18 protein-coding genes and 1 pseudogene are annotated in these 26,349 nt (G+C 60.6%); 7 read left to right on the top strand and 12 right to left on the bottom strand.

The genetic code is table 11. The features are described from left to right. Positions 1 to 139: 139 nt before the first annotated feature. Positions 140 to 2,002, top strand: coding sequence for a methyl-accepting chemotaxis protein (locus tag JYG37_RS19760; protein ID WP_213345753.1), 1,863 nt, complete (start codon positions 140 to 142; stop codon positions 2,000 to 2,002). 209 nt (positions 2,003 to 2,211) lie between these two features. Here JYG37_RS19760 and JYG37_RS19755 read toward each other — a convergent pair whose 3' ends face one another. Further along, on the bottom strand, positions 2,212 to 5,148 hold the full coding sequence (locus JYG37_RS19755) for a DEAD/DEAH box helicase (RefSeq protein WP_213346119.1): 2,937 nt from the start codon (positions 5,146 to 5,148) through the stop codon (positions 2,212 to 2,214). 814 nt (positions 5,149 to 5,962) lie between these two features. On the opposite strand from JYG37_RS19755, the gene JYG37_RS19750 reads away from it, so the two are divergent. Continuing rightward, a complete protein-coding gene (locus JYG37_RS19750) occupies positions 5,963 to 6,259 on the top strand; it encodes a hypothetical protein (protein WP_050018303.1) in 297 nt (98 codons plus the stop codon). A 200-nt stretch (positions 6,260 to 6,459) separates the two neighbouring features. Here JYG37_RS19750 and JYG37_RS19745 read toward each other — a convergent pair whose 3' ends face one another. The 3 genes from JYG37_RS19745 to JYG37_RS19735 all read right to left on the bottom strand — a co-directional run bounded on the left by JYG37_RS19745 (position 6,460) and on the right by JYG37_RS19735 (position 10,075). After that, the gene (locus JYG37_RS19745; RefSeq protein WP_213345752.1) at positions 6,460 to 7,701 is read right to left on the bottom strand and encodes a metal-dependent hydrolase family protein; all 1,242 of its coding nucleotides are present in this window, start codon (positions 7,699 to 7,701) and stop codon (positions 6,460 to 6,462) included. Positions 7,702 to 7,714: 13 nt separating this feature from the next. Then, positions 7,715 to 9,031: an MFS transporter gene (locus JYG37_RS19740; RefSeq protein WP_050017850.1), complete on the bottom strand. Its 1,317-nt coding sequence runs from the start codon at positions 9,029 to 9,031 to the stop codon at positions 7,715 to 7,717. 132 nt (positions 9,032 to 9,163) lie between these two features. Next, positions 9,164 to 10,075 (bottom strand): LysR substrate-binding domain-containing protein, encoded by a 912-nt coding sequence (locus JYG37_RS19735; RefSeq protein ID WP_176015474.1) that lies wholly within the window; start codon positions 10,073 to 10,075, stop codon positions 9,164 to 9,166. A gap of 224 nt (positions 10,076 to 10,299) precedes the next feature. Between JYG37_RS19735 and JYG37_RS19730 the strand changes: the two genes are divergently transcribed. The 4 genes from JYG37_RS19730 to JYG37_RS19715 are packed head-to-tail and all read left to right on the top strand — an operon-like array spanning position 10,300 to position 14,319. Beyond that, positions 10,300 to 10,926: a DUF3304 domain-containing protein gene (locus JYG37_RS19730; protein ID WP_050017852.1), complete on the top strand. Its 627-nt coding sequence runs from the start codon at positions 10,300 to 10,302 to the stop codon at positions 10,924 to 10,926. Beyond that, a complete protein-coding gene (locus JYG37_RS19725; protein WP_050017853.1) occupies positions 10,923 to 13,103 on the top strand; it encodes a T6SS phospholipase effector Tle1-like catalytic domain-containing protein in 2,181 nt (726 codons plus the stop codon). The genes JYG37_RS19730 and JYG37_RS19725 overlap by 4 nt, the downstream gene beginning before the upstream one ends. A gap of 37 nt (positions 13,104 to 13,140) precedes the next feature. Then, complete coding sequence (locus JYG37_RS19720; protein WP_124595203.1) at positions 13,141 to 14,028, top strand: DUF4123 domain-containing protein; 888 nt, start codon at positions 13,141 to 13,143, stop codon at positions 14,026 to 14,028. A gap of 9 nt (positions 14,029 to 14,037) precedes the next feature. Then, positions 14,038 to 14,319: a PAAR domain-containing protein gene (locus tag JYG37_RS19715; RefSeq protein WP_077179869.1), complete on the top strand. Its 282-nt coding sequence runs from the start codon at positions 14,038 to 14,040 to the stop codon at positions 14,317 to 14,319. A gap of 70 nt (positions 14,320 to 14,389) precedes the next feature. Here JYG37_RS19715 and JYG37_RS19710 read toward each other — a convergent pair. The 4 genes and pseudogenes from JYG37_RS19710 to JYG37_RS19695 all read right to left on the bottom strand — a co-directional run. Next, positions 14,390 to 14,923: pseudogene (locus JYG37_RS19710) on the bottom strand (integrase core domain-containing protein); the annotation flags it as partial. 65 nt (positions 14,924 to 14,988) lie between these two features. Next, positions 14,989 to 17,502 (bottom strand): EAL domain-containing protein, encoded by a 2,514-nt coding sequence (locus tag JYG37_RS19705; protein WP_213345751.1) that lies wholly within the window; start codon positions 17,500 to 17,502, stop codon positions 14,989 to 14,991. 334 nt (positions 17,503 to 17,836) lie between these two features. Continuing rightward, a complete protein-coding gene (locus JYG37_RS19700) occupies positions 17,837 to 19,156 on the bottom strand; it encodes an EAL and HDOD domain-containing protein (RefSeq protein ID WP_213345750.1) in 1,320 nt (439 codons plus the stop codon). A 354-nt stretch (positions 19,157 to 19,510) separates the two neighbouring features. Continuing rightward, positions 19,511 to 20,953, bottom strand: coding sequence for an efflux transporter outer membrane subunit (locus JYG37_RS19695; protein ID WP_124631255.1), 1,443 nt, complete (start codon positions 20,951 to 20,953; stop codon positions 19,511 to 19,513). Between the two features lie 92 nt (positions 20,954 to 21,045). Between JYG37_RS19695 and JYG37_RS19690 the strand changes: the two genes are divergently transcribed. Beyond that, a complete protein-coding gene (locus tag JYG37_RS19690; RefSeq protein WP_124631256.1) occupies positions 21,046 to 22,098 on the top strand; it encodes an RNA-guided endonuclease InsQ/TnpB family protein in 1,053 nt (350 codons plus the stop codon). 35 nt (positions 22,099 to 22,133) lie between these two features. Here JYG37_RS19690 and JYG37_RS19685 read toward each other — a convergent pair whose 3' ends face one another. The 4 genes from JYG37_RS19685 to JYG37_RS19670 all read right to left on the bottom strand — a co-directional run bounded on the left by JYG37_RS19685 (position 22,134) and on the right by JYG37_RS19670 (position 26,338). Continuing rightward, positions 22,134 to 23,708, bottom strand: a complete 1,575-nt coding sequence (locus JYG37_RS19685; protein WP_213345749.1) for a DHA2 family efflux MFS transporter permease subunit — start codon at positions 23,706 to 23,708, stop codon at positions 22,134 to 22,136. A 13-nt stretch (positions 23,709 to 23,721) separates the two neighbouring features. Beyond that, positions 23,722 to 24,816, bottom strand: coding sequence for an HlyD family secretion protein (locus tag JYG37_RS19680; protein ID WP_089489093.1), 1,095 nt, complete (start codon positions 24,814 to 24,816; stop codon positions 23,722 to 23,724). A gap of 64 nt (positions 24,817 to 24,880) precedes the next feature. Further along, a complete protein-coding gene (locus JYG37_RS19675) occupies positions 24,881 to 25,312 on the bottom strand; it encodes a MarR family winged helix-turn-helix transcriptional regulator (RefSeq protein ID WP_011548253.1) in 432 nt (143 codons plus the stop codon). A 105-nt stretch (positions 25,313 to 25,417) separates the two neighbouring features. After that, positions 25,418 to 26,338 carry a LysR family transcriptional regulator gene (locus JYG37_RS19670; protein WP_050017861.1) on the bottom strand — a complete coding sequence of 307 codons (921 nt, stop codon included), beginning with the start codon at positions 26,336 to 26,338 and terminating at the stop codon, positions 25,418 to 25,420. Positions 26,339 to 26,349: the final 11 nt, after the last annotated feature.

The raw sequence follows: 26,349 nt of genomic DNA, 5'->3' as shown, positions 1-26,349 counted from the left end.
TATAGGCGGCCGCATATGCCCGCTCTTTAACAACATAACGAATCTCGAATGATCGCTATCTGAAATTAGCGATGCGATTCTGCGCCCGCCTGCCGATAACCCAATCTGGCTCAGACCGAGCGGTTATCGAGGGTTCCCCATGCATTTCTGGCGCAAGCTTTCCATTCAGAACAAGCTGATTCTCAGCATGACGAGTTGCCTGCTCGTGTTCGTCGCGATTTCGAGCGGGCTCAGCGTCCGTCTGATCGGCAACGCGGTGCGCGATCGCGTCGTGCGCGAAGAGCTGCCCACCGCGGTTAACGGCATCCGCGCCGACGTGCAGCGCCAGATGGCCGGCCCGATCGCCGCGTCGCGCATTCTGGCGCGCGATGCGTTCCTGCTGCAATGGGAAGCCGACGGCGAACCCGATGCCGGCACGCGCAACTGGATTCAGCTTGCCAAGAACGTGAAGGACGAGCAGAAGGCCGCGTCCGTGCAGTGGGTGTCGGTGAAGAGCGGCAACTACTACAACGAAGCGGGCTTGCAGCGGAAGGTGACCGACAAGGATCAGTGGCTGACCAGCTTCCTGTCGTCGGGCAAGGCGTACGACGTGAACATGGATCGCGAGGTGACCGTCGGCGGCTACATGATGTTCATCAACAGCCGCGTGGAACTCGACGGCGTGCCGATCGGCGCGGCGAGCATGAGCCTGTCCGTCGATGCGCTCGCGAAGGGGATCTCGGCTTATCGGATCGGCGACACCGGGTTTGCGTATCTCGTGCGCCCCGACGGCGCGATCATGATGCATCGCGATACGTCGTTGATCGACGGTAAGCATTTTCTGAAGGATGAGCCGGGGCTGCCGGGCGAGGCGTCGTCGACGTTGCTTGCGGGCAAGCCGTATGCGTACCTGAGCTACGAGGGTGATGGCGGCGCGCGGTTTATCGCGACGTCGTTCATTCCGGAGCTGAATGCGTATGTGGTCGTTCAGGTGCCGCAGGCTGAATTGCTCGGGCCGGTGACGCGGGCGATCCGCAGCGCGGCGCTCGTCGCGGCGGTGGTTGGGCTTGGCGTTGCGTTGCTCGTGATCTGGCTGGTGGGCCGCGCGATTGCTGCGCCGATTCGTCGGGCGGCTACGCTGCTGTCGGAGATCGCGAGCGGTCAGGGGGATTTGACGCGCCGCATGACGGTGGAGAGCGAGGACGAAATCGGGCAGTTGTCGGATGCGTTCAATCGGTTCGTGTCGTCGCTGTCGACGCTGGTTCATCGGATTCGTGCAGCTTCGACTTCGATCGCGGCCGGGTCGGCGCAGATTGCTTCGGGGAATGCGGATCTCAGCGAGCGCACCGAAGGGCAGTCGAGCAACCTGGAGCGGACGGCTTCGTCGATGGAAGAGATCACGGCCGTGGTGCGCAACAACACCGAGACGGCGACGACGGCCGCGAAGATGATCAACGGCGCGGCGGATACGGCGGCGCGGGGTGGGCAGGTGGTGGGCGAGGTCGTGACGACGATGGAGCAGATCAGCGATGCATCGCAGCGGATCTCCGAGATCATCGTGATGATCGACAGTATCTCGTTTCAGACGAATATCCTGGCGTTGAATGCTGCGGTGGAGGCGGCGCGGGCGGGGGAGCAGGGGCGTGGGTTTGCTGTTGTCGCTTCGGAAGTGCGGAATCTGGCGCAGCGTAGTGCGCAGGCGGCGAAGGAGATTAAATCGCTGATCGAGCACAGCGCGGGGACGGTGGGTGCCGGGTCGCGGCTCGTTAGTGAGGCGGGGAAGGTGATGAGCGATGTTGTCTCGCAGGTTCAAGGCGTTAGCGCGATGATGAGCGAGATTGCAGAGGCTAGCCTGGAGCAGAGTGCTGGCATCGACCAAATTGGCGATGCGGTGCAGTCGCTCGATCAGATGACGCAGCAGAATGCGGCTTTGGTCGAGGAAAGCGCGGCTGCGGCGGAGAGTTTGAAGCAGCAGGCGACGGAATTGACCAAGCTGGTTTCGGCTTTTAAGGTGGATGAGTAAGGGCTGGTTGCGGTTTGGAGTTGGGGCGAGGGCGGCTGCCTTGGGGGCACGGTGGCCGCTTTTGCTTGTTGGTGCCGGACTTGGCGGCGTTTATAGAAATGAATCGCATTTACAGAAGTCAGTCGATCCTCGGGGAAGGGGCTTCGCTTCGACTGTTGAGGTCTTTGCCGATGGTCGCGATTTTCTGCCCCCTCCCTCTCTAAAAATCTCTATTTACTGACGATTACTTTCAATTCTGTCCCGGATATATTCTTGAGATACATGTAGCTGCTTCCAAGGACGGTTAGCATCTCATCCGTAATGCGGGATTCCGAAATGGCGGGCTGGATAATGAAGAAGCCTATCCTGACTTCCAAATCACGACATTTATTTCGAAGTAGATCCAATCTCGCGGGGAGCCCCTTCAAAATTCGATCGAAGCCATTCTCAAGCGACGTACTATATCTGTCGAGGAGTTGTTTGAAAATGGCTTCCCCAGTGTGCAACCATTTCACTGATCTACTCGCTTGTCCCGTTACGACATAAGTGTCATCAATTCGTGCGCCAGGTTTTGCCTCCTTGTTGCAATATTTGCAATGATAAAAGTCTATTTGGACGTGGTCTTCGCGTTCATTTATCGCAACTAGATCGGCTATTTCGCCAGCGCCATCGTCATTAAATATCAATTCGTAAGAGTTTTCTATTTTAGAAAATGTGAATCCTTGGACGGTGTCCATGTCGCGGTCTTTTCCCATGGATTCTTTGTTTATTTTTGTTTCGCCCCAGTCCCAACTGGAGAGAAGTGTCCTCGGCAGTTTGACATTGAGAGTTTGCGGGCTGTAGTAACGGTAATTGCCTAAGATAATTGAGCCGTCTTGCTTCAGAATTTTAATGGGGTGATCTTCGAGATAGTCGGAGAAATTGCGTTCTTTTCCGTGGACTATCTTGATATCTTTGCAGTCGATTTTGTAGCCGTCGACTCCGAGGATAACGTCGATGTGACCAACTGATCTCTCTGCCCCAAATCCATCGCTTGTAAGAATTGAAATTCGCAGAGTGCGATCTATAATGCGAATGGGGCGGTCTAGCCAAAGATCTATTAATTTATAGGGGGTGCCATTAATCGCCAATGTGACCTTGTTCTCTGATTCAATGTAAATAGATTCAGGCCAATCCGCGTAAAACAATCCGTCGGGCCAGCGGTTTTCAATTTTCTCTGATCTAATTACATTGTTTAGTATATCTTTGGTATTTATGCTTGCATCATTTATTTTATTTGATACGGAGTCGCACCATTTCACCCAGTAATCAATGGTTTCTGAGTTCATTTCCCATAACTTTCCCTTGTATGAACAACCTGCGGTAGTTTTGAATCCTCTTTCAAAGCCTATTCCAAAAATATTGGATTTTATTGCGGTCCCGTTTTCGAGGTCGTCCATTACGGAATTAATGTCGCGGCCGACGTGCATGGTAAAGCGGACGTCTCGAGTGCCACGTGTGAGTCCAACATTTTGAAATTTCAATAGATTGATGTTGTGTAGAATGCGAAACGTCTTTTCCCCTGAGATTTTCTCGGCGTTTTTTGAAATTAGATTTTTGAAGATCATGGACTGCCCTTCGTCGCCTGAGGTGCTTATAAATAGCGTTGCATCTTTTTTTCGATAATACGCGAGGTACAGATACCAGTCTGTCGCCGATATTGCAGCAGAGTTCGTCCAGGAGACCGGAAATTCGGCGCGCGTCACTGCCATTACTAAAGTTTGATCTTCGTTAACCGAATAAAATTGTACTTCTTCACCTTTTGTTCGCATCTCCTCCGCACCAAACGGCTTCCAGTCGGTGTGGGCAACTTTGTAAGCTACAGCACTCACGTTGGGGGTTGGCTTTAATGCGATTATTTTCTCGCCATCCTCCACGTCGTCAAACTGTGCTTCAAATTTTTCTCGATCCAATTCGCGACCGATCTTTCTTTCGCTAACCTCTCGAATAATAATGCCCCAGTCCGCGCTTTCGGAGTAAAGTGCCGACATTTGATTGTCAACTCTCTGGTTTGCGATGTTTGCGACAAACTTGGCTGCTCCCAATCGATCGTTGACGCGGGTAAGTCTTCCGATGAATTGAAGCGTGACAGCTGGGCTACAATGCTGGTCGTGAAGAGCTGCAATCTTCAATTCAGGAAGATCGAAGCCTTCGCCGAGCATGTTTACACAGACGATGATCCTATGCTGTCTCTTTTTTATTCTTTCGACAATTTTATCCTTTTCTTTTGCGCCGCTATGAACTAGTACAGGGGAAAGATCCTCGTGTTTCCGATATAAATCGTAAATCTTCTTTGCTTTCGGTATCGAATTGGTGCGGGCCATGAGAAGATGATCTTTCCCGGATTCAAGATCTTCGCGAAGTAGGGCTACCGCCTTGTCGGCGATTGCCTGATCCGATAGGGAAAGTTGATATTCTCTTACTGGATGAAACTCTATGGCTTGAAAGTAACCATCTTCCTGGGCATCTTTCAGGGAGTAGTTGTAAATTATGCGACCGTCCAAAGTCTGCTTGTCTTCTCGAAACGGCGTGGCTGTGAACTGAATGCACGGTTTTCCTTTAAAAGCTGTTCTCACACTACGCCAAGTTTTTGCCGCAACATGATGTGCTTCATCGACGATCAAGTGGCTTACGAGGTTTACTAGCTGAGCCAGTTGATCGTCGTGAGTCAAAGTTAAAGCATTCGGTGTGGCTATAACAACATTGCTCGAAGCAATTTCGAGCAAATCTTTTTCTGTAAGAGCCCCGCTCATAGTGAAGGCTTGCGGGGAAAGTACCCGTTCGTCAATTGCTCGGAAGTCGCGAATATTTTTAAGTTCTGATATTTTTTCCGATGTTTGTGATCGTAGGGCATCGGACGGTACTATTATTAGGGTCCTAGGGAAAGCGCCTGCAATAATCAGAGAAAAAATCGCATCAGTCTTCCCGGTTCCTGTGGGCATCACTATGGTCGCTGGTCGGTCCGGTGTCGATGTCAGATGGCATAGAGCTGCGAAAAGTGCCGCTCGTTGGGGTTTTCTAAACCCTCGATTGTTGTTTAGATCGGATGGTTCGACGATTTTTAGTTGATTGTCGATCCAGCTTCTGTAAATGGCATTTTCATCATACATGTTTTTATCTATCGGCATGCGGTCCTCGGCTAACATTTTTTGTGAAGATCAGGTGATCTCGGGTGCTCCGATAACATCGTAACCTTTTGTTGAACTCCGTGGTAGTGAGCGAAAGAAAAGGTCGACGGTCCGTGATTAAGTCGAGTTGAGATCTTCTTCGTCTGCGGCGCTCTCTGCAATCAATTCAGTGTGTGGACCTGGCGGACAAACTCTTAGCCAATGAAACCAGAGGCCAGTCGAAGATCGACAGTCAGGAGGTACGCATCCGAATACAGTGGGACCGGATGCCCTCTGCAGGCGCAGCCCGTTGACAGAAAGCTGGTTAGCAACGGCGATACGGCTAGCCCTACAGGGCGACCGCAAAAGGCGATGACTTGTACGTAGATTTTGTCGTACGAACGATCACTACTCATCTCGCAAAGAGTCGCCGACTGTTCGGTGCGCTATCGGCCCACTCAGGGACAGTCGCGTTTAGCCGAAGTTATGTTTGGTGATAGCCATCGGGAAGCCGACGAGCGATGGGATGACAAGTCCAATTTGCAACGTCCGCCTTATATTGGGAGCACTCTATACCTAACGGCCAATCCCCCTAAATTCCCCTTTTCTGAGATGCCATCCCGACTACACTGGTCATGAAGCTTCGCTTCTCACCATCGGAAGTTGACCACAGCCCCCTCCGCCCCGATGGTCGAAAGAAAGCTGTCTTGCCCAACAAGACCCAGCGAAGAGGGGAGAAAGAAGGGGAAACCCGAGGCAACAAAGAAGCGCGGGCCGCATGGGCTGCAACCCATACGACCCGCTGACCACCACCAACTCGCCACAGGAGTCGGAAATGGCTGACGCCAATACTAAGCCACGTCGTAGAAAGAACAAACCCGTCAACATGCAGAAGACGTTTGAGCTGGTCCTGCGCAACTACCCGGACCTACCCAAGCGGGGCTGGCCGTACCTGCCGTGGATGAAGGCGATCGATATCAATTTCAAGATCTTCGGCTTCAAGCCGGGCGACCGCGTGTACCTGAGGGTCAGCGACGTCGACCGATCGATCACGATCACGCCGGACTACAGCCAGTTGGCGCTGCGAGAGCAGCCGTACCACGATCCTGACCGGGGACCGTCGCCGCTCTAACACCTGCAAGGGCCGCTTGATGCGGCTCTAGCGAGTGGAACGCAGGCGTTGCATGAACACGACTGGCCGCCGGGGCGACACCGCCCCGGCCATGGCCGCGAACGCCGCGATTCACACCTTTAGCGACCTTCAACAACTGTCACGACCGCAAGGCCAGTGAGGCCGCACCGCGCCTTCCGAAATACCCGAACGGCGTCAAATCACCGCCCGCCAACCCGCCGTTTCACAACCGCCCCCCGCTGCAACACATACTCGACCCGCGCGCCTTCATCGGCCACGACCCCGATATCCTCAAGCGGATTCCCATCCAGCACGACGAGATCAGCGATCGCCCCCACCGCAACGACCCCAAGCTCCCCCGTCATATTCACAATCTCCGCCGCCACCGTCGTCGCAGACCTAAGCGCCTCCAAATTCCCGAGCACTTCCGCCCGAATCCGAAACTCACCAGACTGAAACGCATGCATCTCGCCGAGCAGGTCCGACCCGAACCCCATCTTCACGCCGGCTTTCGCATAGATCTCAAGCGACTCGCGTCCTTTCTGCTGCACGGAAGCTACCTTCGCGATGGAGTCGGCCGGCATCCCAAACTCCGCCCCATGTTTCGCCAGCGCGTCATAAGTCACAAGCGTAGGCACCACAAACGCCCCCCGCTCATGCATAAGCAGCGCAGCCGCTTCATCCACAAGATTCCCATGCTCGATCGTCCGCACGCCGCATCGCACAGCCCGCGCAATCGCCCGCCCGGTATACGCATGCGCCATCACATAAGTATTCGCGGCCTCAGCCTCATCAACAATCGCCCGAATCTCGTCCTCTGAATACTGCGTATTCGCGATCGGGTCGGTCGGCGAAGCCACGCCGCCTGACGCCATGATCTTGATCTGCGTCGCGCCTTTCTGAATCTCCTCACGCACCGCGAGCCGCACGCCCTCAACGCCATCGACGACCCGCGCAATCGCCCCCGTCCTGAAACAGCAGGAGCAGGGCTCCAGCACATCACCGCGCGGCCGAAAATCCCCATGCCCGCCGGTCTGCGACAGCGCTTTCCCCGACGGAAAAATCCGCGGCCCCGGAATCAACCCTGTCTCAACGGCCTGCATCAAACTCCAATCCGCGCCCCCCGCATCCCGCACACTGGTAAACCCCCGCGCCAACATCGCATCGAGAATCGGCAGCGACCGAATCGCCGCGAGAATATTCGGCTGCGTCGCATTCGCGCCCAGGTTTGCATTCGACGCCAGCACATGCACATGGCAATCGATGAACCCCGGCATCACGGTCTTGCCGCGCACGTCGATCACCTGCGCATTCGGCAAATCCACCGGCCGATCGGTGACTTCGACGATCCGCTCGCCTTCGATCACGACATGATGATGTTCGAGCAACACGCCTCGTTCGAGGTCGAGCACGTTGCCGCCTTGAAGCACGGTAATGGTCATGAGAGAAAAATCCTTATCGAGTCGTTGCGGCCGCACGCTTCGCATCCTTCACGAAGCGCGTGCCGACGAAACTGACGGCCGCCGCGAGCATCACGTAGAACGCGGGCGCCATGTTGCTGCCGGTGCGGGCGATGAGCCACGTGATCAGGAACGGCGCGAACCCGCCGAAGATCGTCACCGCGAAGTTGTACGCAACGGATAGCCCGGTCGACAGCACCTTGGTCGGAAACAGCTCCGCGAACGCCGCGAGGATCGGCCCCGTATAGGTCGCGATCAGCACGCCGAACACGGCCTGGAACACGATCAGCGACGCGAACCCGGGCGCATGGTTGATCCACGAGAACATCGGCCACGCGAGCACGAGGATCCCAAGCGCCGAGCCGGACAGGAACACGCGTCGTCCCCACGCGTCGGCGAGTCGCCCGACGATCGGCGAGCAGCACATGATCATCAGCCCGCCGACCATGCCGGCCGTGAAGCCGGTCGATTGCGGCAGATGCAGCGTGCGCACGGAATAGGTCGGCATGTAGAACAGCAGCACGTAGGTGCAGACTGTCCACAGGATGACCATCGAGAAACTCGCGAACGTCTCGCGCGGATACGTGTGCAGCACTTCCTTCAGCGGCGAGCTTTCCTTCGCCTGCGATTCGACGGCGCTGAACGCGGGCGTCTCGTCGATATGGCTGCGAATGAAGTAACCGACCGGCCCGACGATGATCCCGAGCAGGAACGGTAGCCGCCAGCCCCAGCTATGCAGCGCCTGCGTGTCGAGCGACGTCGTGACGAACGTGCCGGTCGCCGCACCGAGCAGCACCGCGAAGCCGATGCTCGACTGGATCCAGCTCGAGTAATACGCGCGCTTCTCCGGCGGCGCGTATTCGGTGAGGAACGCGGTGGCGCCGCCCATCTCGCCGCCGGCAGAGAAGCCCTGCAGCAGCCGTGCGACGACGATCATCAGCGGCGCGGCGATGCCGGCCTGTTCGTAGGTCGGCGCGATGCCGATCAGCGCGGTGCCGGCCGCCATCAGCAGGATCGTGAGCGACAGCGCGGCCTTGCGTCCGACCTTGTCGGCATAGACACCGAGCACGATGCCGCCCACCGGCCGCATGAAGAAGCCCACGCCGAACGTCGCGACGGTGAGCAGCACGGACGTCAGTTCGTTGCCGGTCGGGAAGAACAGCTTCGCGATGATCACCGCGAAGAAGCTGTAGACGGTGAAGTCGAACCATTCGAGGCCGTTGCCGATCACGGTCGCGACGATGGCGCGGCGGCGCTGTTGCACCGCCGCATCGACGGAAGGCGCGGCGCGCGGGGAAAGCGTTCCTTGCATGGTCTCCTCCTTGGTCAGAAGACGGGACGGCTGCCCCGCATGAATCCCATGCTAAGGAGAGCCGGATTTTTTTCTGAAACGAAAGATTCGCATGCCTGCATGCGCTGCACGCATGCGTCGCGCTCCGGGCATTCAGGGCGCGGTCTGCTGCTCAGCCTGGTCGAACAGCCAGCGCGTGAACAGGCGGGCGGCCTGGTTCTGCGCGCGGTCGTTCGGCGAGATCACGTAATAGCCGCCGCCGTGGCTCGCGGACGCTTCCGTCACGCGCACGAGCAGGCCGGCTTCGAGGCATGCGTCGATCATGTAGCGCCAGCCGAGCGAAACACCCTGACCGAGAATCGTCATCTGCACGATCTGCGGATACGAGTTGATCGTGATGTCCTGCGGCTGCGCCTTCTGCCGGTCGACGTCGTTCATGTCGAACCATTCGGACCACGACATCCATTGGCGCTGGCCGTCTTCGAGGCGCAGCAGCGTTTCGTTCGCGAGATCGGCCGCATCGAGCGTGCGGCCGGCCAGATAGCCTGGCGCGCAGACGGGGAACACTTCTTCGTCGAACAGCCTGCGTGCGGTGTATTCGGCCGGCGCCTGCTGGCGCACGTAGTAGACGCCGACGTCGAATTCCGCGGGCGACATCGATGCAAGGCCGTCGCGCACGATCAGGCGCAGCTTGATGTTCGGATACGTGGCGCGGAAGTTCGGTAGCCGCGGCGTGAGCCACAGCAGCGCGACGCCGGACGAGCACGCGATCGTCAGTTCGAGATCGCCGTACGGTTTCATCACGTCGTGCGTGGCTTGCGCGCATTGCGTGAGCAGGTGGTGGACTTGTGCCGCGTATTGCTCGCCGGCGATCGTCAGCCGCAGCGAACGGTGTTCGCGCACGAACAGCGAGCGGCCGAGGAATTCCTCGAGCTGCTGGATCTGGCGGCTGATCGCGCTTTGGGTCAGATGCAGTTCGGCGGCGGCTTTCGTGAAACTCGCGTGCCGCACGGCGGCTTCGAACGCGATGAGGCACTGAAGAGGCGGCAGGGGCGTGATGCGCATGGCGGGCAGGGAGTCGGGGGCGCTGCCTCCATGATACGGGTGGGCCCGGCGAAAATCGCAACCCGTGAAGGGCGCTGTGGATTCGCCGTATTCACTCATGCGAAGATTGGGCGAAACAGCACCGACACGTACCCGAGAACGACGTGAAGATCTGTGTCGAATGCATGCTTAAGGCAGCCCGGGGCGGAGCGGCCCTGGTGCCCCGTTAATCCGTAGACTTATCCATGATGACAGACCGACTTTCCCATTTCCGGCGACGTGCGATCCAGGCCGTCGCCTTTGCTGCCGTTTTTTTCCTCGGGGCATGCGATAAGCATCCTGGCGCTATGGCACAGCCGCTTGATCTGTCGAGCCTGCCGAAGCACTACGATACGCTGGGTGTTGGCGCCTCGACCCTGAACTACTCCCCTTGGTACATCCATAAGTGGGGATTTGAGGGACCGGAGGGATCGGGGGTAAGCGGTGGTGGCCCCAACGTATTACCCGTTGAAGCAGACAACAAGCCGTCCGGTGGTGGCGGTGATATGTGCTGCAGCGACATCCCCTCTGTATGGCAGCCGGACCTGAGGCTGACGGTGCGCTGGTTGGTTGACAAGAAGCAGGACGGAAAGACACCGGGGTACTGGTACAAGGCGGAAAACGTTCGGATCCCGAAATACGGAAAAATTATGGGCGGTCTATGGGCGGTCTTTTTGCCGGATGACCGGGTCCGTATCATGGTTGCCGACGGTCAGAAAGGTGACTTAAACGACCCCGGCATACGCCCTCCGGACACCGATCCGTACATTGTGCACGGGGTTTTGGATCAAGAGTGGAATCGGTTATACCGGAATGGAGGGGGCGCAAAATGAGCCTCAGATGGGCGGATCCGATGCCTCAGGGCGGGCGTATAGCGGGTAGTATCACGGCGTTGAGAAAAGGGCGCACGCTGGTGTGCGACGCTCTAATGTCTTGTCCTCAGACACTTCATATCACGCTGTTCTTTGACGGCACGAACAATAACGACGAACAGACAAATCCGTTCCGGGATTCGCTTGTTCACACACATTCCAATGTTGCGCGTCTGTATAACGCGGCACTGGACCGATCAGAAGAAGGGATATTTCGCTTCTATATTGCGGGTGTGGGTACACCGTTCAAGAGTATTGGTGAGCAGACATACTCGACTTCCGGCAAGTCAATGGCATCCGGTTTTGGAAGTCGTTGCGTGTGGGGCTACACAAGAGTACTGAATGCTATATATCGGGCTATTGCTACGGACAAGACGCGAAATCTGATTCCGGATAGCGACGTCCAAAGAGTTTGCACGGAAGTGGCCGATGGTCACAAACTCCCGCTGGTTGGCTACACCGATCGATTAGGTCTCGCTCACAAGCAGGCGATCGACGAGGGGCGATATCCCCAGACGATCAAGCAGATCTGGATCAACGTAATTGGTTTCTCGCGGGGGGCGGCATGCGCACGCGTATTCGTCAACAAGCTGATGAATGAATGGGCACGGGACGGACGGATTGGATATCAGACTGGTAAATATGCGCTGAATTACAAGGTTAACTTCGTCGGTCTTTTCGATACAGTTGCCTCCGTTGGCCCTCCCGACTCGACTCGTGCGACCGTGGACTTTGGCACGTTTGATGGGCACTTCGCGTTTGCTAACGACGGTCGGCTCGATATTCCTAAGGATGTGCGATTCTGTTACCACGCGTTCTCGGTGCACGAGCAGCGTATGAGTTTTCCGCTTGATTCAATCCGTAACGGGGACAGCTACGGCGGCGGTATCCGTGACGAGGTGGCTTATCCGGGGGTCCATTCGGACGTGGGTGGCGGCTATGCGCCGTGCGAACAGGGTAAAGGAGGAGCTGCAGCGAAAGCTGGGGACGACAGCTACAAGCTTAGTCAGATCCCGCTGCACGATATGTATTTTAAGGCCGCCTCGTATGGTGTGCCACTGATGGATAGCGATGCGATAAGTAAACGTGCCGATCTGGTCGCCGACTTTGCTCTCGACCAGTCGGTGATCGATGCATTTAACGCTTGGCGAAAGACCGTCGAGAACGTTAACACTGTGGAGGGCGCGCTGAAGGTCGGATTGGGCCAGATGTTGGCGTGGCGTACGCTGCGCGCAGACATTGGTAATCCGCAGCGCTATGTTACGGGACAGTCTTTCTTCAAACGCGCGCACGAAGACAAGATGACGCCGCACAAGGTACAGCAGGCGGTTTCAAAGGCGTCGGAAAAGGATCCGACCATGAGTAAGCTCAGGTCGCAATCTCAGTTGCTCCAGGCGAACGCCCTGTCGATGGGAGCGGGATATACGTCGTACATGAGCACGCAAAAGGGACAGGTGACGGCGCTGAACGAAGCCATGGACCGGCGCAACGAGCAGCTGTGCGGTGCGATTGCTCATCCTGGTGTCGCTAACCCGAAACCTGCCCGTCCAGGGGAGGGACCGCTCGATGTTGTGACCAACGATCAGACCGACCTTCGGCAAGGCGCGGAGGAAATGCGACTGCTTCTCGGGTACCTGTATCCGGACCAGTGTGAACGGTGGAAGGTGAAGCGCACGGATCATCGCCCAATAGTGACGCGCGGTGGCGACGTGATCAAGGTGCCACCGACATTTGTCGTCGAACATGATCAGCCCGGGAGTGATTCCCCCTGCGTGACGCTCGCGTATAGCGGAATACTGCTCAACACGGTCTGGTCGACGCTTGTGCAGAATTACCGCGTAGAGGACGATGTTATGGCTGCACCATTACCTGGCGTGGAATCATTCCTGCGCCAGCACACATCTTCCGACGCCGTGAACAAGTTGCCAGTTGGGGCCATCACTCTATTTGATGACTATATACACGATAGTCGCTGTTGGTTTCGAGTGCCGTATTTTCACGAGTACGCGCCCGGCGGGTATGGTTTCCCGCGAGTCGTGTTTGTAGGAGGAGATCAGCGCAAGGCATATCTCGGCCTTGCGTCAAACGCTTCGCAGCTCGACTTGGGTAATGGCAGGACCCAAGCCGGTTGGGCCTGAGGCGGATCGGAAAACAAGCCGATAAACAGGATTGCAGATGGAACTACAAGCTATACCCTCGCAAGCGCGCCTGATGGGGCTGATCGACGCGGCGGTATGTCCACCGAAAGTGGTGCCTTTGCTGCAGCGTGCTGGCGTACCGTTTCTCTCCGTTTTCGCTGGTCTGCCTGAAGAGGAACTCGGGCCGGCTTCATTATTTTTGGTCTCGGTAGATGACACGGAGGCGGATTGGTTTGTAGAACTCGATCAGCTCGATCGTCAAAGTCCATGCCTGTCCTTGATCTCTAGCCGGGTCGAGATGGATGCGCTCGTCACGCATCTGCAAGCCTTCCTGTTTGCGGATATTGGCGACAACATGACCGCGATGGTCCGGTTCTTTGATCCGCGTAACACGACGGCGGTTTTGAACACGTGGGGAGAGCAGATTCGCGCCATGTTCATGAGCCCTATCGAGCAATGGATGTACCGCGGGCGTCACAAGGAGTGGCAGCACATTGGAAACGAATCGATGGCGAGCGCGAGGATCTGCCGTTCTGTCATGGTTCAGCTTGGGCCGGAGGACGTTAATGCCCTCACGGCGCACACGGAACCCGACGAGATTCTGGCTGCACTGATCGAGTCCGGCGATGTCGACGGAGAGCATACCTACCTTGACCGCTTCGAGGATTTTATTCCTCGTTACCTCCGTGCGGTGCAGTGGGGGATCCGCGAGCCGGGGGATCGCCTTTCGTTCTGTCAGCATACCTATATGTACGGGCAGGATTTCGATCGGCATCGGTTTGTTCATGATTTGCTGATTCAGCGTCAGCAGTCTGATGAGTCGTTTAGTGTCGCTATCACTGGCGTTCCGGAAAGTGTATGGGCCGAGATTGAGCGGATGGGTCCGCACGACGCCGGGAACGCTTCTCAGCCCGTTATGTTATAGGGAGTATGTATGGCATTGCAGATGATCGTGGTCGGTGATGCGACCTCACATGGCGGACGCGTGATCACCGGATCGGAAACACATAGCATCGATGGCAAAAAGATTGCGCGTTTGCACGATCTGGTGGACTGTCCTGAAAAATATCCGGATGGACGACCACATGGAGTTAACAAGATAATCGAGGCGCATCCGACGGTAACGATCGATGGCCAACGCGTTGCGTTGCACGGCCATCATACCGAGTGCGGGTGCACGTTAATTGGCAGTATGACTGCTCGTGTGGGCGATTGAACGATGCGTAGGATCACGTCGGTTGTGTCGAGGTGTGCGATTCACGGACATCGTTTCACTTCTTAAGGTGCCGACAATGTTCGGCGAGGGCCTTGTCGACGCGCCATTCGCGGTGCCGAATTCGCTCTTTCGTTTCGTCGAAGGCACTGCCCACCTCCTCCGCGGGAGGTGGGCTTTCTGTCAGATCAGCGATACGATCGACGGGTGTCTTGCCACCGAGCGAGCCGTGCGGGCGCTGCCAGTTGTAGTCGAACTTCCACTCCTCAATTCGTTGATCGATCGCGTCCTCCGTCGGCGAACGATACGACCAGGATTCGTTGATGTCAGTGAGCTATGATCGTTCTACTTTGCCATTGAGGTGTAGCGAGCGTGGCGGAATAGGTCGGAATTTGATGCACTCGCTCGTCAAACGGCGTTGCACCGGCTCAGCGAAGAACTCGCCGCCTCGGTCGGTTTGGATGCGCTGGATCGAGAACGGCTTTCCTCGATAACGCGATCAAGAAAGAGCAGCATATTTCGGGCAATTCTACGTGGGTAGATCGTCAGTACCCCGGAACCGCGAGCAGTCGTCAATTGGTGTGTGCTGGTACGCACCTCGAGCGATCAATACACTTCAACGACAAGGCGGTCTTGCATATCGAGCGACGCGCCCCGCGCCCCACGACCGCCTCACTCCGTCAGCAGTTCAGCCCCGCGACGCGACGAGATGCCGACCAGCTGCTCGGCGGGCTGCGGCCGCGCGAACAGGAAACCCTGCCCCTGGTGGCAGCCGATCTCCTGCAGGAAGGCCAACTGCTTGGCCGTCTCGACGCCTTCCATCACGACATCGAGCCCCAGCGCACGCCCCATCGCCACGATCGCGCGCACGATCGCGTCGTCCGTGCTGCCCGAACCGCAGTCCGTGAGGAACGACCGGTCGATCTTCAGCGTATCGACGGGCAGATCCTTCAGATACACCAGCGACGAATAGCCCGTGCCGAAATCGTCGATCGCCAGGCTGATTCCCCGCGTCGCCAGTTCGCGCAGCAGGATGCCGATTTCCTCGCGGGTGTTCATCGCCATGCTTTCAAGCAACTCGAGCTGCAAGTATTCGGCCGGCAACGCGGTTTCGCTGAGAATGGTCGTCAGGTCGCTGAGGAAGTGGTCGGTAAAGCACTGCCGTGCCGATACGTTCACCGACACCCGCCCGAACTCGAAGCCCTCGTCGAGCCAGCGGCGCGCCTGTCGGCAGGCTTCGTGCAGCACCCATTTGCCGATCGGGACGATCAGCGCGGATCGCTCCGCCAGCCCGATGAAGTCGCCCGGCGGCACCAGGCCGCGATGCGGATGCAGCCAGCGCAGCAGCGCTTCCACGCCGACGATCCGGCCGCTCGCCAGATCGTATTGCGGCTGGTAGAACAGGCGGAATTCGTTCTGCTCGAGCGCGCGATGCAATTCGCCGAGCGTCTCCAGTTGCTCGATCGCCGACGACGTCATCTTGCTTTCGAAGAACTGGAACACGTTCCTGCCGCGGCTCTTCGCGCCGTACATGGCCTGGTCCGCGAGCAGGATCAAGTCCTCCGCCGCGGTGCCGTCGTCCGGATAGATGCTGATGCCGATGCTGGGCGTCACGAAGATCTCGCGATCGCCGATATCGATCGCCCGTCCCACTTCGTCCAGCAGTTTGCGCGCGACGCGTCCCACGTCGCGGACGTCGTCGATCTCCTCGAGCACGAGCGCGAATTCGTCGCCGCCCATGCGCGCCACCGTGTCGTTCGCGCGCACATTGGCGACGATGCGCTCGGCGACCATCTTCAGCACCTCGTCGCCGGCGTTGTGGCCGAGCGTATCGTTGATCAGCTTGAAGCGGTCGAGATCGAGGTACATCACCGCGACCTTGCGGCCGAACCGCTTCGCATGGCTGATCGCGTGCGCGAGCCGCTCCTCGAACAACATCCGGTTCGCGAGATTGGTGAGCACGTCGTGCGTGGCGAGATAGCCCAGCCGCTCCTCCGCCTGGCGCCGCTGCGTGATGTCGGAAAAGATCGCCGCGTAGTGAGAGATCTCGCCATTGCTGTCGCGAATGCTGGTGATCGTCAGGTATTCGAGAAACAGTTCGCCGGTCTTGCGGCGATTCCAGATTTCGCCTTGCCAGTGGCCATCGGTCGTGAGCGAATGCCACAGCTGCTTGTAGAAATCGGGCGTCTGGCGCCCGGAACTCAGCAAGCCCGGGTTGCGCCCGATCACTTCATCCTCGCTGTACCCGGTCAGGCGCGTGAACGCCTGGTTGACGCGCTCGATCCGTGCGCGTCGGTCGGTCACCATGATGCCTTCGAGCGCCGATTCGAACACGCGATCCGCCATGCGCAGGTTGAAGCGCGCGAGCCCCAGCGCTTCGTCGCGCTCGCGCAACGCGCTGCGCAGCTCGTTCGCGTATTCGTGCTCGATGCTCTGCAGCACGTCCGCGAAGCAGAGCAGGCCGGTCAGCCTGCCATCGTCGTCGCGGATGCCGACATGCCGCATGTTGTGTTCGGTCATGAAGCGCTGCGCCGCATACAGGCTTTGCCTGGCGGTCAGCATCTGCAGCGGCTTGCTCGCATGGGCGCCGACCGCGCCTTGGGCGCCGCCGTCCGCCAGCAGCCGGACGATGTCGCGTTCGGTCAGGATGCCGTGCTCGCCGTCGTCGTAGCCAACGAGGATCGCATCGAGCCGTTGCGCGCGCATCTGTGCGATGACGTCGTGCAGTCCGGCCTGCTCGGGCACCACGACGGGCGGATGGACGCGGATCGACTCGATCGGCTTCAGGTGCAGGAAAAATTCCGGGCCCTGGTTCACGACGACGTCGGTTTGCGTCAGCACGCCGATCGCGGCGCCATCCCGCACCACCACGAAGTGCCGCACGCCCGACTGCTTGAACTTCATCGCGGCTTCGCCGAGCGGCGTGTCGGCCTCGAGCGTCAGCACCGGATGGCTCATCACCTCGCTGACCGGCCGATCGAGCTCGCCCGGATTGTCGCCGGCCGACAGCGCATCGTGCTCGGTCCAGATCCCGACGACCTGTTCCTCCTTCATCACGACGATCGAGCTGCACCGTTCGGCGAACATGCGTCGCGCGGCCTCCCGCACCGGCGTGGCGGGTGCGCAGGACAGAATCTGGCGCGCGACGAGGCGCGCGATCGGAACATCGTAGCTGTTCGGGTACATTCTCTGACCAAGACGAAAAATCCTTGCCGGCGCGCTTCGATCCGGCAGCCTTCGGGCGCGCCCGCGCCGGCCGGCAAGGCATGATCTTGCTCGCCTCGACGGGTTGCGCACTCATCGAACTCGCCCACGCGGAATCGATGCCCGGTTGTCCGGCGAAACCGCACGCCGGCGCACGCCGGCGCATCGCCCTCGCACGGGCCGCCGCCCTGAGTTAACGGCAGATTTGGTCAAGAGTTGAGTGCGATGACCCCATTCGGGCCGTACGTCGGCAAGTCGAGCGGCTGCGGGCTGGGCGAGATTGACGGCGCGGCCGTCGCGCCGCCCATTGCAAGGCTTACTGAGGGCGGTATGCGGGTAGCCCGCGCACCTGATCGTCGTACCACGTGGCGGCAGCGAGCCAGAGCGTGGTCAGGTCGTTCGGGGTGAAGATCGGCAATGTATTGGACGCTGCGCGGATGACGTCGAAGTCCCCCGATTCCGCTGCCTCGCTGGCGTTCAAGAGCCAACCCAGCTCGCCATGCCGTTCGAGCAGTGCCCGCCGGATATCGGCGTGAATCGGCGTCGTCGTGACGACGTCCTCGATCGTGCTGCCGAACAGCACATGAACGAGTGAGAACACGCCCGCAATGAACGCGGTAGCGGCGAACCGGTCATCGTCGGGCCGCAGCCGGCCCGCGGCCAGTTCCATGAATCGTGCCCGCGCGCCGCATAGCTGCGCCAGCGGATCGGAGCGCAACGCGTCCAGGCGCTCATCGGCAAACAGGAGCAACTGGGTCCAGCGCGTAATCTGCCGCGTGCCGACCAGCATGATCGCCTCGCGCAGTGACGAAACGGGCTGGCTGAGCCCCACCGCGCTTGAATTGAGCAGCATCAGAAGGGGAATGACGAGGTTCGGAATGCGTTTGAGTTCGGCTTCGAGTTCAACGATCTCCGGTTCGCCGCCCAGAAGCACGAGCAGGCGCAGCAGCGCGTCGCGCGATGGCGTGACGCGCCGCGATGTCAGCACCTGCGGTTTCGCGAAGTAGTAGCCTTGAAACAGTTCGAAGCCCGCTTGCATGGCGGAGGCATGGTCCTCCGGCGTTTCGATTTTCTCGGCGACCGACATCTTCCCGTGCTGCTTGACGGTGCCGATCAGTTCGGCAAGGTGCTCGCGCGGACATTCGAGAAAATCGATCTTGACGATATCGACGTAAGGGAGAAATTCGAACAGGCGGGGGGAAACCTCGGAAACATCGTCCAGCGCGAGCCGGTAGCCCGCGCGCCGCAGTTCGCTACAGCGCTTGCAGAGCGCGTCGTCGAACGTCACCGTTTCGAGGATTTCGAGTATGAAGCGTTCATGTGGCAACAACCAGACGATGTCGGACATCAGCACCGTTCGATCGATGTTCACATAGCCCGTGCGATCGCCCAGTGCGGCGGTGAGGCCGATATCCCCGATGAGTCTTCCGATGACCTGCGCGGTGGCGGCAGCGTCATCCGTGATGTGGGCGCGATTGGCTGTCCCCGAGCGGAACAATAGTTCGAATGCGATCAACGCTCCGCTGCGGTCCAGAATCGGTTGCCGCCCGAGGTAGACGTATTCCGGTGCGGCGGCTTTGCCGCCCGACTCCGGTTGATCGTCGGCGGGGCGGGGCGACGGTGCGCTCGTATTCAATCTTGAACGTTCCCTTTGAGTTGAGGTCTCGCGGATGCCAGGCGGGCATCCGTCGCATCCGGGGAGTTCGTTGTGCCGATGACTGACGCCCTCGCCGGCTTCTTCAACGTTCACGAAGATGCGCGCGGCCCTTCCGGGTCGGCGCCGACCCTCGCGGTTTGCTCCACCTGTCAGTTTACTCGCGGCACGGGCGGCCGCCTAGAAGTTGTCCCAGTCCCCCGCCGGGGCGGCTTGCTCTACCGGAGCGGGCGGCGCGGCGGGCCGATCCAGCGCTGACCGGGGGGGCGGATGCGTGTCGGAGGAGCCGCAGTGGGGTGCGTGTCCGGGCGGCTGACTTCGCATTGCGTGAGCCGCCTAGTTTTTCGCCACAGCGTCCGTTTCCGTCTGCGGCCCACCCGCCGCATCATTCCGGCTCCACCCACCCCCAAGCGACCGATACAACGCCACCGCCGCCAGCGCATGCTCGCGCTTGACCTGATTCAGCGAATCCGAATCGCGCAGATACACCTCCTGCGCCGACAGCACGTCCAGAAAGTCCGTCGCGCCACCCTTGTAAAGCTGATTCGCCAACCCGAGCGCTTTATCGGAAGCCGCCAATGCACTATCGAGCCGCCGCGTCGCCTCATCGGAGCTGACGAGATTCGCGCGCGCATCCTCGACTTCCCGCAGCGCTTGCAGCATCGTCTGCCGCAACCCGAGTTCCGACTCGCGCATCCGGCTTTCGCTCTGCGAGATATCGGCGGTAATCCGCCCCGCATTGAAGATCGGGCTCGTCGCACTCAGCGCCGCGCTGAACAGGTTGTCGGTCAACGTCGGCAACCCGAGATACGAGGCCGCCAGAATTCCGTCCGTCAGGTTCAACGAAAACTTCGGATACCGCTCGGCCTTCGCTACGCCGACTTGTGCCGCACGCCGCTCGACTTGAGCGTAGGCAGTCAGCACATCGGGCCGCCGCAACAATGCTTGCGAAGGCAACGTCCCCGGCGCGCCGACCGGCGGTGCCGGAATCTCCCCGGCTTGCGCCAACACGAGTCGATCGACCGATTCCGGCGTCCGCCCCGAATACACGGCGATCAGATTCAACTGATGCGAAATCTGCGCCTGCGTCGGCGGAATCCTGGCTTCGAGCGCATCGAGCTGGTTCTGCGCGCGGGTCACGTCGAGTTCCGTCGACAGCCCGAACGCCTGTCGCTTGCGCGTGAGTTCGAGCGCATGCTGCCGGATCTTCGCGTTGTCCTGCAGGATCTTCAATTCCTGCTGCGCCCAGCGCAGATCGACATACGCGGATGCCGCATCGGCAGCGAGCGCGAGGCGCATCGCATCTTCCGCATGCTTCTGCCCGACCAACTCCGCTTGAGCGGCGAGCAGATCGAGCCGTTCGCCGCCGAACACATCGGGCGACCAGCTGAGCGCGAGCCCCGCGCCGGCCTGCCGCACATAACCGAGCGGCGGCGGCGTGTTCTGCCGTGCGTCGGCCGCATGCGCGGTCGCGTCGAGTTCGGGCAGCAACACCGCGCGCTTCTGCACGGTCAGCGCCTGCGCCTGCTTCACGCGTTCGGCGGCGGCCTGCAGATCGAGATTGCCGTCGAGCACGGTCGCGATCAGCCGGTCGAGCACGGGGTCGTGGAATTGCGCCCACCAGGCGGCGGCGTCGATGTCCGCGCGCGGCACGTCGGTGTCCCATGCGGTAGGCGCGAGCGTCTGAACGGAATCGTTCAGCGCCGGATGCTGCGCGGGCTGCACCGCACACCCGGCGGCGAATGCGCTGACGGCCAGCGCGACGAGTAGCTTCTTCATCAGAATTTGCTCCGAGAAATCCCGCCATTGATGGCGGGAAGGAAAGAATTGCTGTTGACAGGCTGCTTCTTCCACGGGTTAGGATCACCGGCATGATCCTTGTCTACCGCTACCGGGTGAAGTCGCTCAACGGACTGCTCAACAAGCAGAGCCGTGCGGTGAACTACGTCTGGAACTTCTGCAACGACACACAGAAGCACGCGCTCAAGTGGGGCAAGAAGTGGCCGACGGGTTTCGACCTGAACGTGCTGACGACCGGTAGCAGTAAGGAACTCGGCATCCACTCCGGCACGGTCAACGCGACATGCGAGCAATATGCGAAGTCGCGCAGCCAGCGTCGACACCCTTATCTGCGCTATCGCGGCAGGAAATCGCTGGGCTGGGTGCCGCTGGAGGGGCGTGACCTGAAGCGCGAGGGCGACGCGTTCCGTTTCGCCGTCAACACCTTTCGCGTGTTCAACAGCCGACCGCTTCCCGAAGGCAAGATCAAGGACGGGACCAACTTTGCGCAGGATGCGCGTGGTAACTGGTTTCTGAACATCGCGATCGAGATGCCCGATGTGCAGGCCCGCCCGGTCCGTTCCGGCGTGGGCATCGATCTCGGCCTGAAAGACTTCGCCACACTTTCGACCGGCGAGAAGCTGCCCAATGACCGGTTCGGTCGACGAGCGGCGGACAAGCTGGCGAAAGCGCAGCGGGCGCGAAAGCACAAGCGACATATCGCGAAGCTGCACGCCAAGGTCGCGAATGCGCGTGCCGATTTCCAGCATAAGCTCGCGCTCGATCTGGTGCGGCGTTTCGATTACATCGCGGTCGGCAACGTGTCGGCTGTCAAACTCGCCAGAACCAGGATGGCGAAGAGCGTCTACGACGCGTCCTGGTCGTCCTTCCGGAACAAGCTCCGCTACAAAGCGATCGCGCACGGAGCCACGTTCGAGGAAGTCGACGAAAGCGGTTCCACCCAGTCCTGTTCGGCGTGCGGATCGAAAGACAGCACGACGCGGCCGAAAGGTATCGCGGGACTGCGAATAAGAGAGTGGGCCTGCAGTGACTGTGGTGTCGAGCATGATCGAGATACCAACGCTGCGCTGAACATTCTCCGATGCGGACGTGCATCGCCAGATGTGGGAATCCTCCGCGCTTAGGCGGAGGAGGACGTCAAGATGATGATCCGTGGGCCTCAGTGCGCGTCCGGCGGCGGCGCGTTCAACGTAATGGGTTTGGAAAACACGACGGCAAGCAACGCGACGACGAAACACAGCGACAGCGCGTAATACGCATCCGCATAGGTCAGCGTCAGCGCTTCGCGATAGATCAGCCGGTGCAGGTTCGCGAGTCCGGCCTGCGCGGTATTCAGCGTATTGCCGGCCACCGATCCCCAGTACGCGGCCTGGCGATCGAGCAGCGACGCGACCTGCGGTTCGCCGGCGCTCACGTGCTCGTTCAGCCGCAGGTAATGAAAATTCAGCCGGTCGTTGAGCATCGTCGCGCTTACCGCGATACCGATCGCCCCGCCGAGGTTGCGCATCAGGTTGAACAGCCCGCTCGCCGATTTCAGCCGCGACTGCGGCAGCGAGCCGAGCGCCATCGTCACGATCGGCGGCACGCTGAACTGCTGGCCGATACCGCGCAGCGCCTGCGGCAGCAGCAGTTCCCGCCAGCCCCAGTCGTGCGTGATCGGCGTGTACAGGTAGCAGCCGAGGCCGAAGCAGATCAGCCCGAACACGAGCAGCGCACGCATGCTGACGTAGCGCGCGGCGAACGCATACGCGCACAGCGCGATCAACTGGAACGCGCCGACCGACAGCAGCGCGATGCCGATCTGCAGCGAGCTGAACGCCCGCACCTGCGCGAGAAACAGCGGCGTGAGGAACACGGTCACGAAAATCCCGATGCCGGTCACGAACGACAGCAGGCTGCCGATCCCGAAATTGCGCACGGCGAGCGCGCGCAGGTCGACGATCGGATCTTTCGCGGTCAGCGCGTGCACGATGAACAGGAAGCCGCAGATGCCGGAGATCCACGCGTAGATCACGATCGCATCGTCGCCGAACCAGTTCTTGCGCGGGCCTTCCTCGAGCACGTATTCGAGGCAGCCGAGGAAGCCCGACATCAGCACGATGCCGAGATAGTCGCCGCGTTTGATGAGGCTGAGATCGGGCGCGTCGATGTGCACGTAGCGCGGCACGAGCGCAGCCACCGCGATGCCCGGCACGAGGTTCAGGTAGAACAGCCAGTGCCACGACCATTGGTCGGTGATCCAGCCGCCGATCACGGGGCCGATCGCCGGTGCGAGCGACGCGAGCGCGCCGATGGTCGTCGACGCGATCAGCCGCTGCCTGCCGGGGAACAGCACGAACGCGGTGGTGAACACGGTCGGGATCATCGCGGCGCCGAGCGCGCCCTGCATCCCGCGGAACAGGATCATCGAGTTGATGTCCCACGCGAGCCCGCACAGCATGCTGGTGATCGTGAAACCGACGGCGGAGGCGACGAACAGCCAGCGCGTCGACATCACCTTCGACAGCCAGCCCGACATCGGGATCACGATGATCTCGGCGATCAGGTACGCGGTCTGCACCCACGACAATTCGTCCTGGCTCGCGGACAGCCCGCCGCCGATGTCGCGCAGCGACGACGCGACGATCTGGATGTCGAGCGTCGCCATGAAGAAGCCGACGCACATCAGCGCGAACGCGAACACGCGCTGCCTGGTCGGTTGCGACGCGGGGTCGCCGGAAAACGCGGTGGTCATCGTCGGCTCCCGCTCAGTGCTGGTGGTCGGTATGCACGGTCACGACCGCGGAGAGCCCGGGGCGCAGCACGTGCTCGATGCCCGGCTGCGGATCGAGATGCACGCGCACGGGCACGCGCTGGACGATCTTCGTGAAGTTGCCGGTCGCGTTCTCGGGCGGCAGCACGCTGAAGGTCGCGCCGGTCGCGGGGGCGAGGCTGTCGACGCGGCCATGCAGGCGCGTGCTCGACGCATCGAGCGCGACGTCGACGCGGTCGCCCGCGCGCATCTTGCGAAGCTGGTCTTCCTTGAAGTTCGCGTCGATCCACAGCCCGGAGGCCGGCACGACGGTCAGCAGCGGCACGCCGACGTTCGCGAGCATCCCGACGCGGCCCGTGCGGTTGCCGACGTAGCCGTCGACCGGCGAACGGATCGTCGTGTATTCGACGTTGAGCGCCGCGACGCGCTGCGCGGCGAGCGCGGTGTTCACGCGGGCCCGCGCATCGGCGAGCTGCGCGCCGAGCACGTCGAGCTGCCGCTTCGACGCGAGCAGCGCGGCGTCGCTGCGTTCGACGGCCGCGCCGGCCTTCGAATAATCGGCGTCCGCGCGCTCGACGATCTGGTTCGATACGGCGTCCGACTTCACGAGCTCGCGGTAGCGCATGCGGTCCGATGCGGCGCGCGTCAGTTCGGCCGACGACGCGTTCTTGTCCGCCGCGTGCTGGCCGATCACCGCGAATTGCAGTTGCTGCTTCGCTTCGAGTTCGGTCACGGCGGAGCGCGCGCTGTCGACTTCGGCGCTGGCCTGCGCGAGCTTCGCGTCGTAGTCGCGCGCATCGAGCTGCACGAGCACGTCGCCGGCCTTCACGCGCTGGTTGTCGGTCACGAGAATCTTATCGACGAAGCCGTTGACCTTCGGCGCGAGCACCGTCACGTCGCCGCCGACATACGCGTCGTCGGTGCTTTCCTGAAAGCGCAGCACGAACAGCCAGTCGAGCGCGGCGGCCGCGACCACGACGACGACGGCGCCCACCGCGATGCGCATCCACGGCACGCGGCGTCGTTGCTTCGCGGGCCGCTCGGTTGTGGCTGCTTCGCGTGACGAGGCAGCGGCTTGGGTCGTATCCATCGATTCACCTATGTATATGCACTAATCAAAGCGATCGACGACGTCGTGCCGATCGGGAAAAGGGTTAGCGTTCCGGCAGGTTGTGCGTGATCCGGAACAATTCGTCTCTGAGGCGGGCCGCCTGCGTCGACCCGAAGCACCGCTCGAACGCTTCCTGTGCGGCGAGCCAGTGCACGTGCGCGTCGGCGACCTTCGTTTCGCCGTGTGCGGTCAGTGCAAACGTCTGACCGCGACATGGCGGCTCGATCCGCCCCGTCACCAGCGCCGCGCCGACGAGCGGCTTGAGCGCGCGCAGCAGCGCGGTGCGTTCGATCACCAGCACGTTCGACAGCGTCGCCATCGTCAGGCCGGGCCGCTCGCGCAGCAGCGCGAGGATGCTGTATTGCGACGGCGTCACGCCCGCTCGCGACAGGTAACGCTCGTAGAACTGCGAGATCCGCCGGGCGGCTTGCCGGACCGCGAAGCAATCGTCATCGGTGAGCGTGGTCTTGTGCATGTGCACATGTTAGGGGGCGGGACGGCGTGAAGCGAGCGGCGGGACAGGATCAGATTGGTGTCGTGGCTGTACCAATCGGCGTCGGAACGGCGCGCTCGCGCCCGGTCACGCCGCCGCGGGAACGATCCAGCCTTCGCGGTCGCAGTACGCGGCCGTGTAGTCGATGAACGCCTTCACCTTCGCGGGCAGCAGCGCGCGGTTCGCGTACGCGAGCTTGATTTCGACGAACGCATCGACGAGATCGGCGTCTTCCAGCAGCTGCACGAGCGCGCCCGACGCGAGTTGGGCCTCGACGAGCGTTTTCGGGACGACGCCGATGCCGAAGTCGTGCATCACCATTTCGCGGTTGAAGACGGGGCTGTTCGACGAGATGTCGAAGCGGAACGGCACGGTGAGCATGTTGCCGTCGACACGGAACGACAGCGCCGGCCGGCGCAGCGACGGCGAGATCGGCACGAACGGATGATTGGCGAGGTCGGCCGGCGTCTCGGGGCGCGCATGCGCTTGCAGATATGCAGGCGTCGCGACGATCACGACCGGAATGCGCTCGACCAGCCGCACGACGGTCGATTCGCTCGTCAGCATGTACGGCACGACGATGCCGATGTCGTAGCCTTCGCCGACCAGATCGACCGGGCGCTCGGTCAGCGTGACGTCGAGGCGCACGTTCGGATGCGCGCGCTTGAAGCCGGCGATCAGCGGCACGAGCCGGTTCAGCGCGGCCGTCGTATGCGCGACGAGGCGCAGCAGGCCCTCGGGCTCGCGCGTGTGCGTCTGCGCTTCCACTTCGAGCGCGTCGAGTTCGTCGAGCACGGCCGCGCACCGCTCATAGATGCGCTCGGCCGTTTCGGTCAGCGACACCTGGCGCGTGGTCCGGTGCAGCAGCCGGCTGCCGAAACGCGCCTCCAGATCCGCGACCGCGCGCGAGACGACCGGCCGCGCGAGGCCGTGCATGTCGGCGGCGCGCGTGAAGCTGCGCATCTCCACCACCGACCGGAAGATGCGCAGCTTGTCGATGTAGTCCATGTCCGTCTCCT

The organism is Burkholderia sp. LAS2, assembly GCF_018417615.1.
GTDB lineage: Bacteria > Pseudomonadota > Gammaproteobacteria > Burkholderiales > Burkholderiaceae > Burkholderia > Burkholderia sola.
The sequence above is the reverse complement of the archived record's forward strand: the minus strand, read 5'-3'. Positions and strand labels throughout refer to the sequence as shown.

Excerpts from the sequence above, each read along its gene's own strand:
- JYG37_RS19760 (WP_213345753.1), top strand. The coding sequence starts at position 140 with ATGCATTTCTGGCGCAAGCTTTCCATTCAGAACAAGCTGATTCTCAGC.
- JYG37_RS19755 (WP_213346119.1), bottom strand. The coding sequence starts at position 5,148 with ATGCCGATAGATAAAAACATGTATGATGAAAATGCCATTTACAGAAGC.
- JYG37_RS19750 (WP_050018303.1), top strand. The coding sequence starts at position 5,963 with ATGGCTGACGCCAATACTAAGCCACGTCGTAGAAAGAACAAACCCGTC.
- JYG37_RS19745 (WP_213345752.1), bottom strand. The coding sequence starts at position 7,701 with ATGACCATTACCGTGCTTCAAGGCGGCAACGTGCTCGACCTCGAACGA.
- JYG37_RS19740 (WP_050017850.1), bottom strand. The coding sequence starts at position 9,031 with ATGCAAGGAACGCTTTCCCCGCGCGCCGCGCCTTCCGTCGATGCGGCG.
- JYG37_RS19735 (WP_176015474.1), bottom strand. The coding sequence starts at position 10,075 with ATGCGCATCACGCCCCTGCCGCCTCTTCAGTGCCTCATCGCGTTCGAA.
- JYG37_RS19730 (WP_050017852.1), top strand. The coding sequence starts at position 10,300 with ATGATGACAGACCGACTTTCCCATTTCCGGCGACGTGCGATCCAGGCC.
- JYG37_RS19725 (WP_050017853.1), top strand. The coding sequence starts at position 10,923 with ATGAGCCTCAGATGGGCGGATCCGATGCCTCAGGGCGGGCGTATAGCG.
- JYG37_RS19720 (WP_124595203.1), top strand. The coding sequence starts at position 13,141 with ATGGAACTACAAGCTATACCCTCGCAAGCGCGCCTGATGGGGCTGATC.
- JYG37_RS19715 (WP_077179869.1), top strand. The coding sequence starts at position 14,038 with ATGGCATTGCAGATGATCGTGGTCGGTGATGCGACCTCACATGGCGGA.
- JYG37_RS19705 (WP_213345751.1), bottom strand. The coding sequence starts at position 17,502 with ATGTACCCGAACAGCTACGATGTTCCGATCGCGCGCCTCGTCGCGCGC.
- JYG37_RS19695 (WP_124631255.1), bottom strand. The coding sequence starts at position 20,953 with ATGAAGAAGCTACTCGTCGCGCTGGCCGTCAGCGCATTCGCCGCCGGG.
- JYG37_RS19690 (WP_124631256.1), top strand. The coding sequence starts at position 21,046 with ATGATCCTTGTCTACCGCTACCGGGTGAAGTCGCTCAACGGACTGCTC.
- JYG37_RS19685 (WP_213345749.1), bottom strand. The coding sequence starts at position 23,708 with ATGACCACCGCGTTTTCCGGCGACCCCGCGTCGCAACCGACCAGGCAG.
- JYG37_RS19680 (WP_089489093.1), bottom strand. The coding sequence starts at position 24,816 with ATGGATACGACCCAAGCCGCTGCCTCGTCACGCGAAGCAGCCACAACC.
- JYG37_RS19675 (WP_011548253.1), bottom strand. The coding sequence starts at position 25,312 with ATGCACAAGACCACGCTCACCGATGACGATTGCTTCGCGGTCCGGCAA.
- JYG37_RS19670 (WP_050017861.1), bottom strand. The coding sequence starts at position 26,338 with ATGGACTACATCGACAAGCTGCGCATCTTCCGGTCGGTGGTGGAGATG.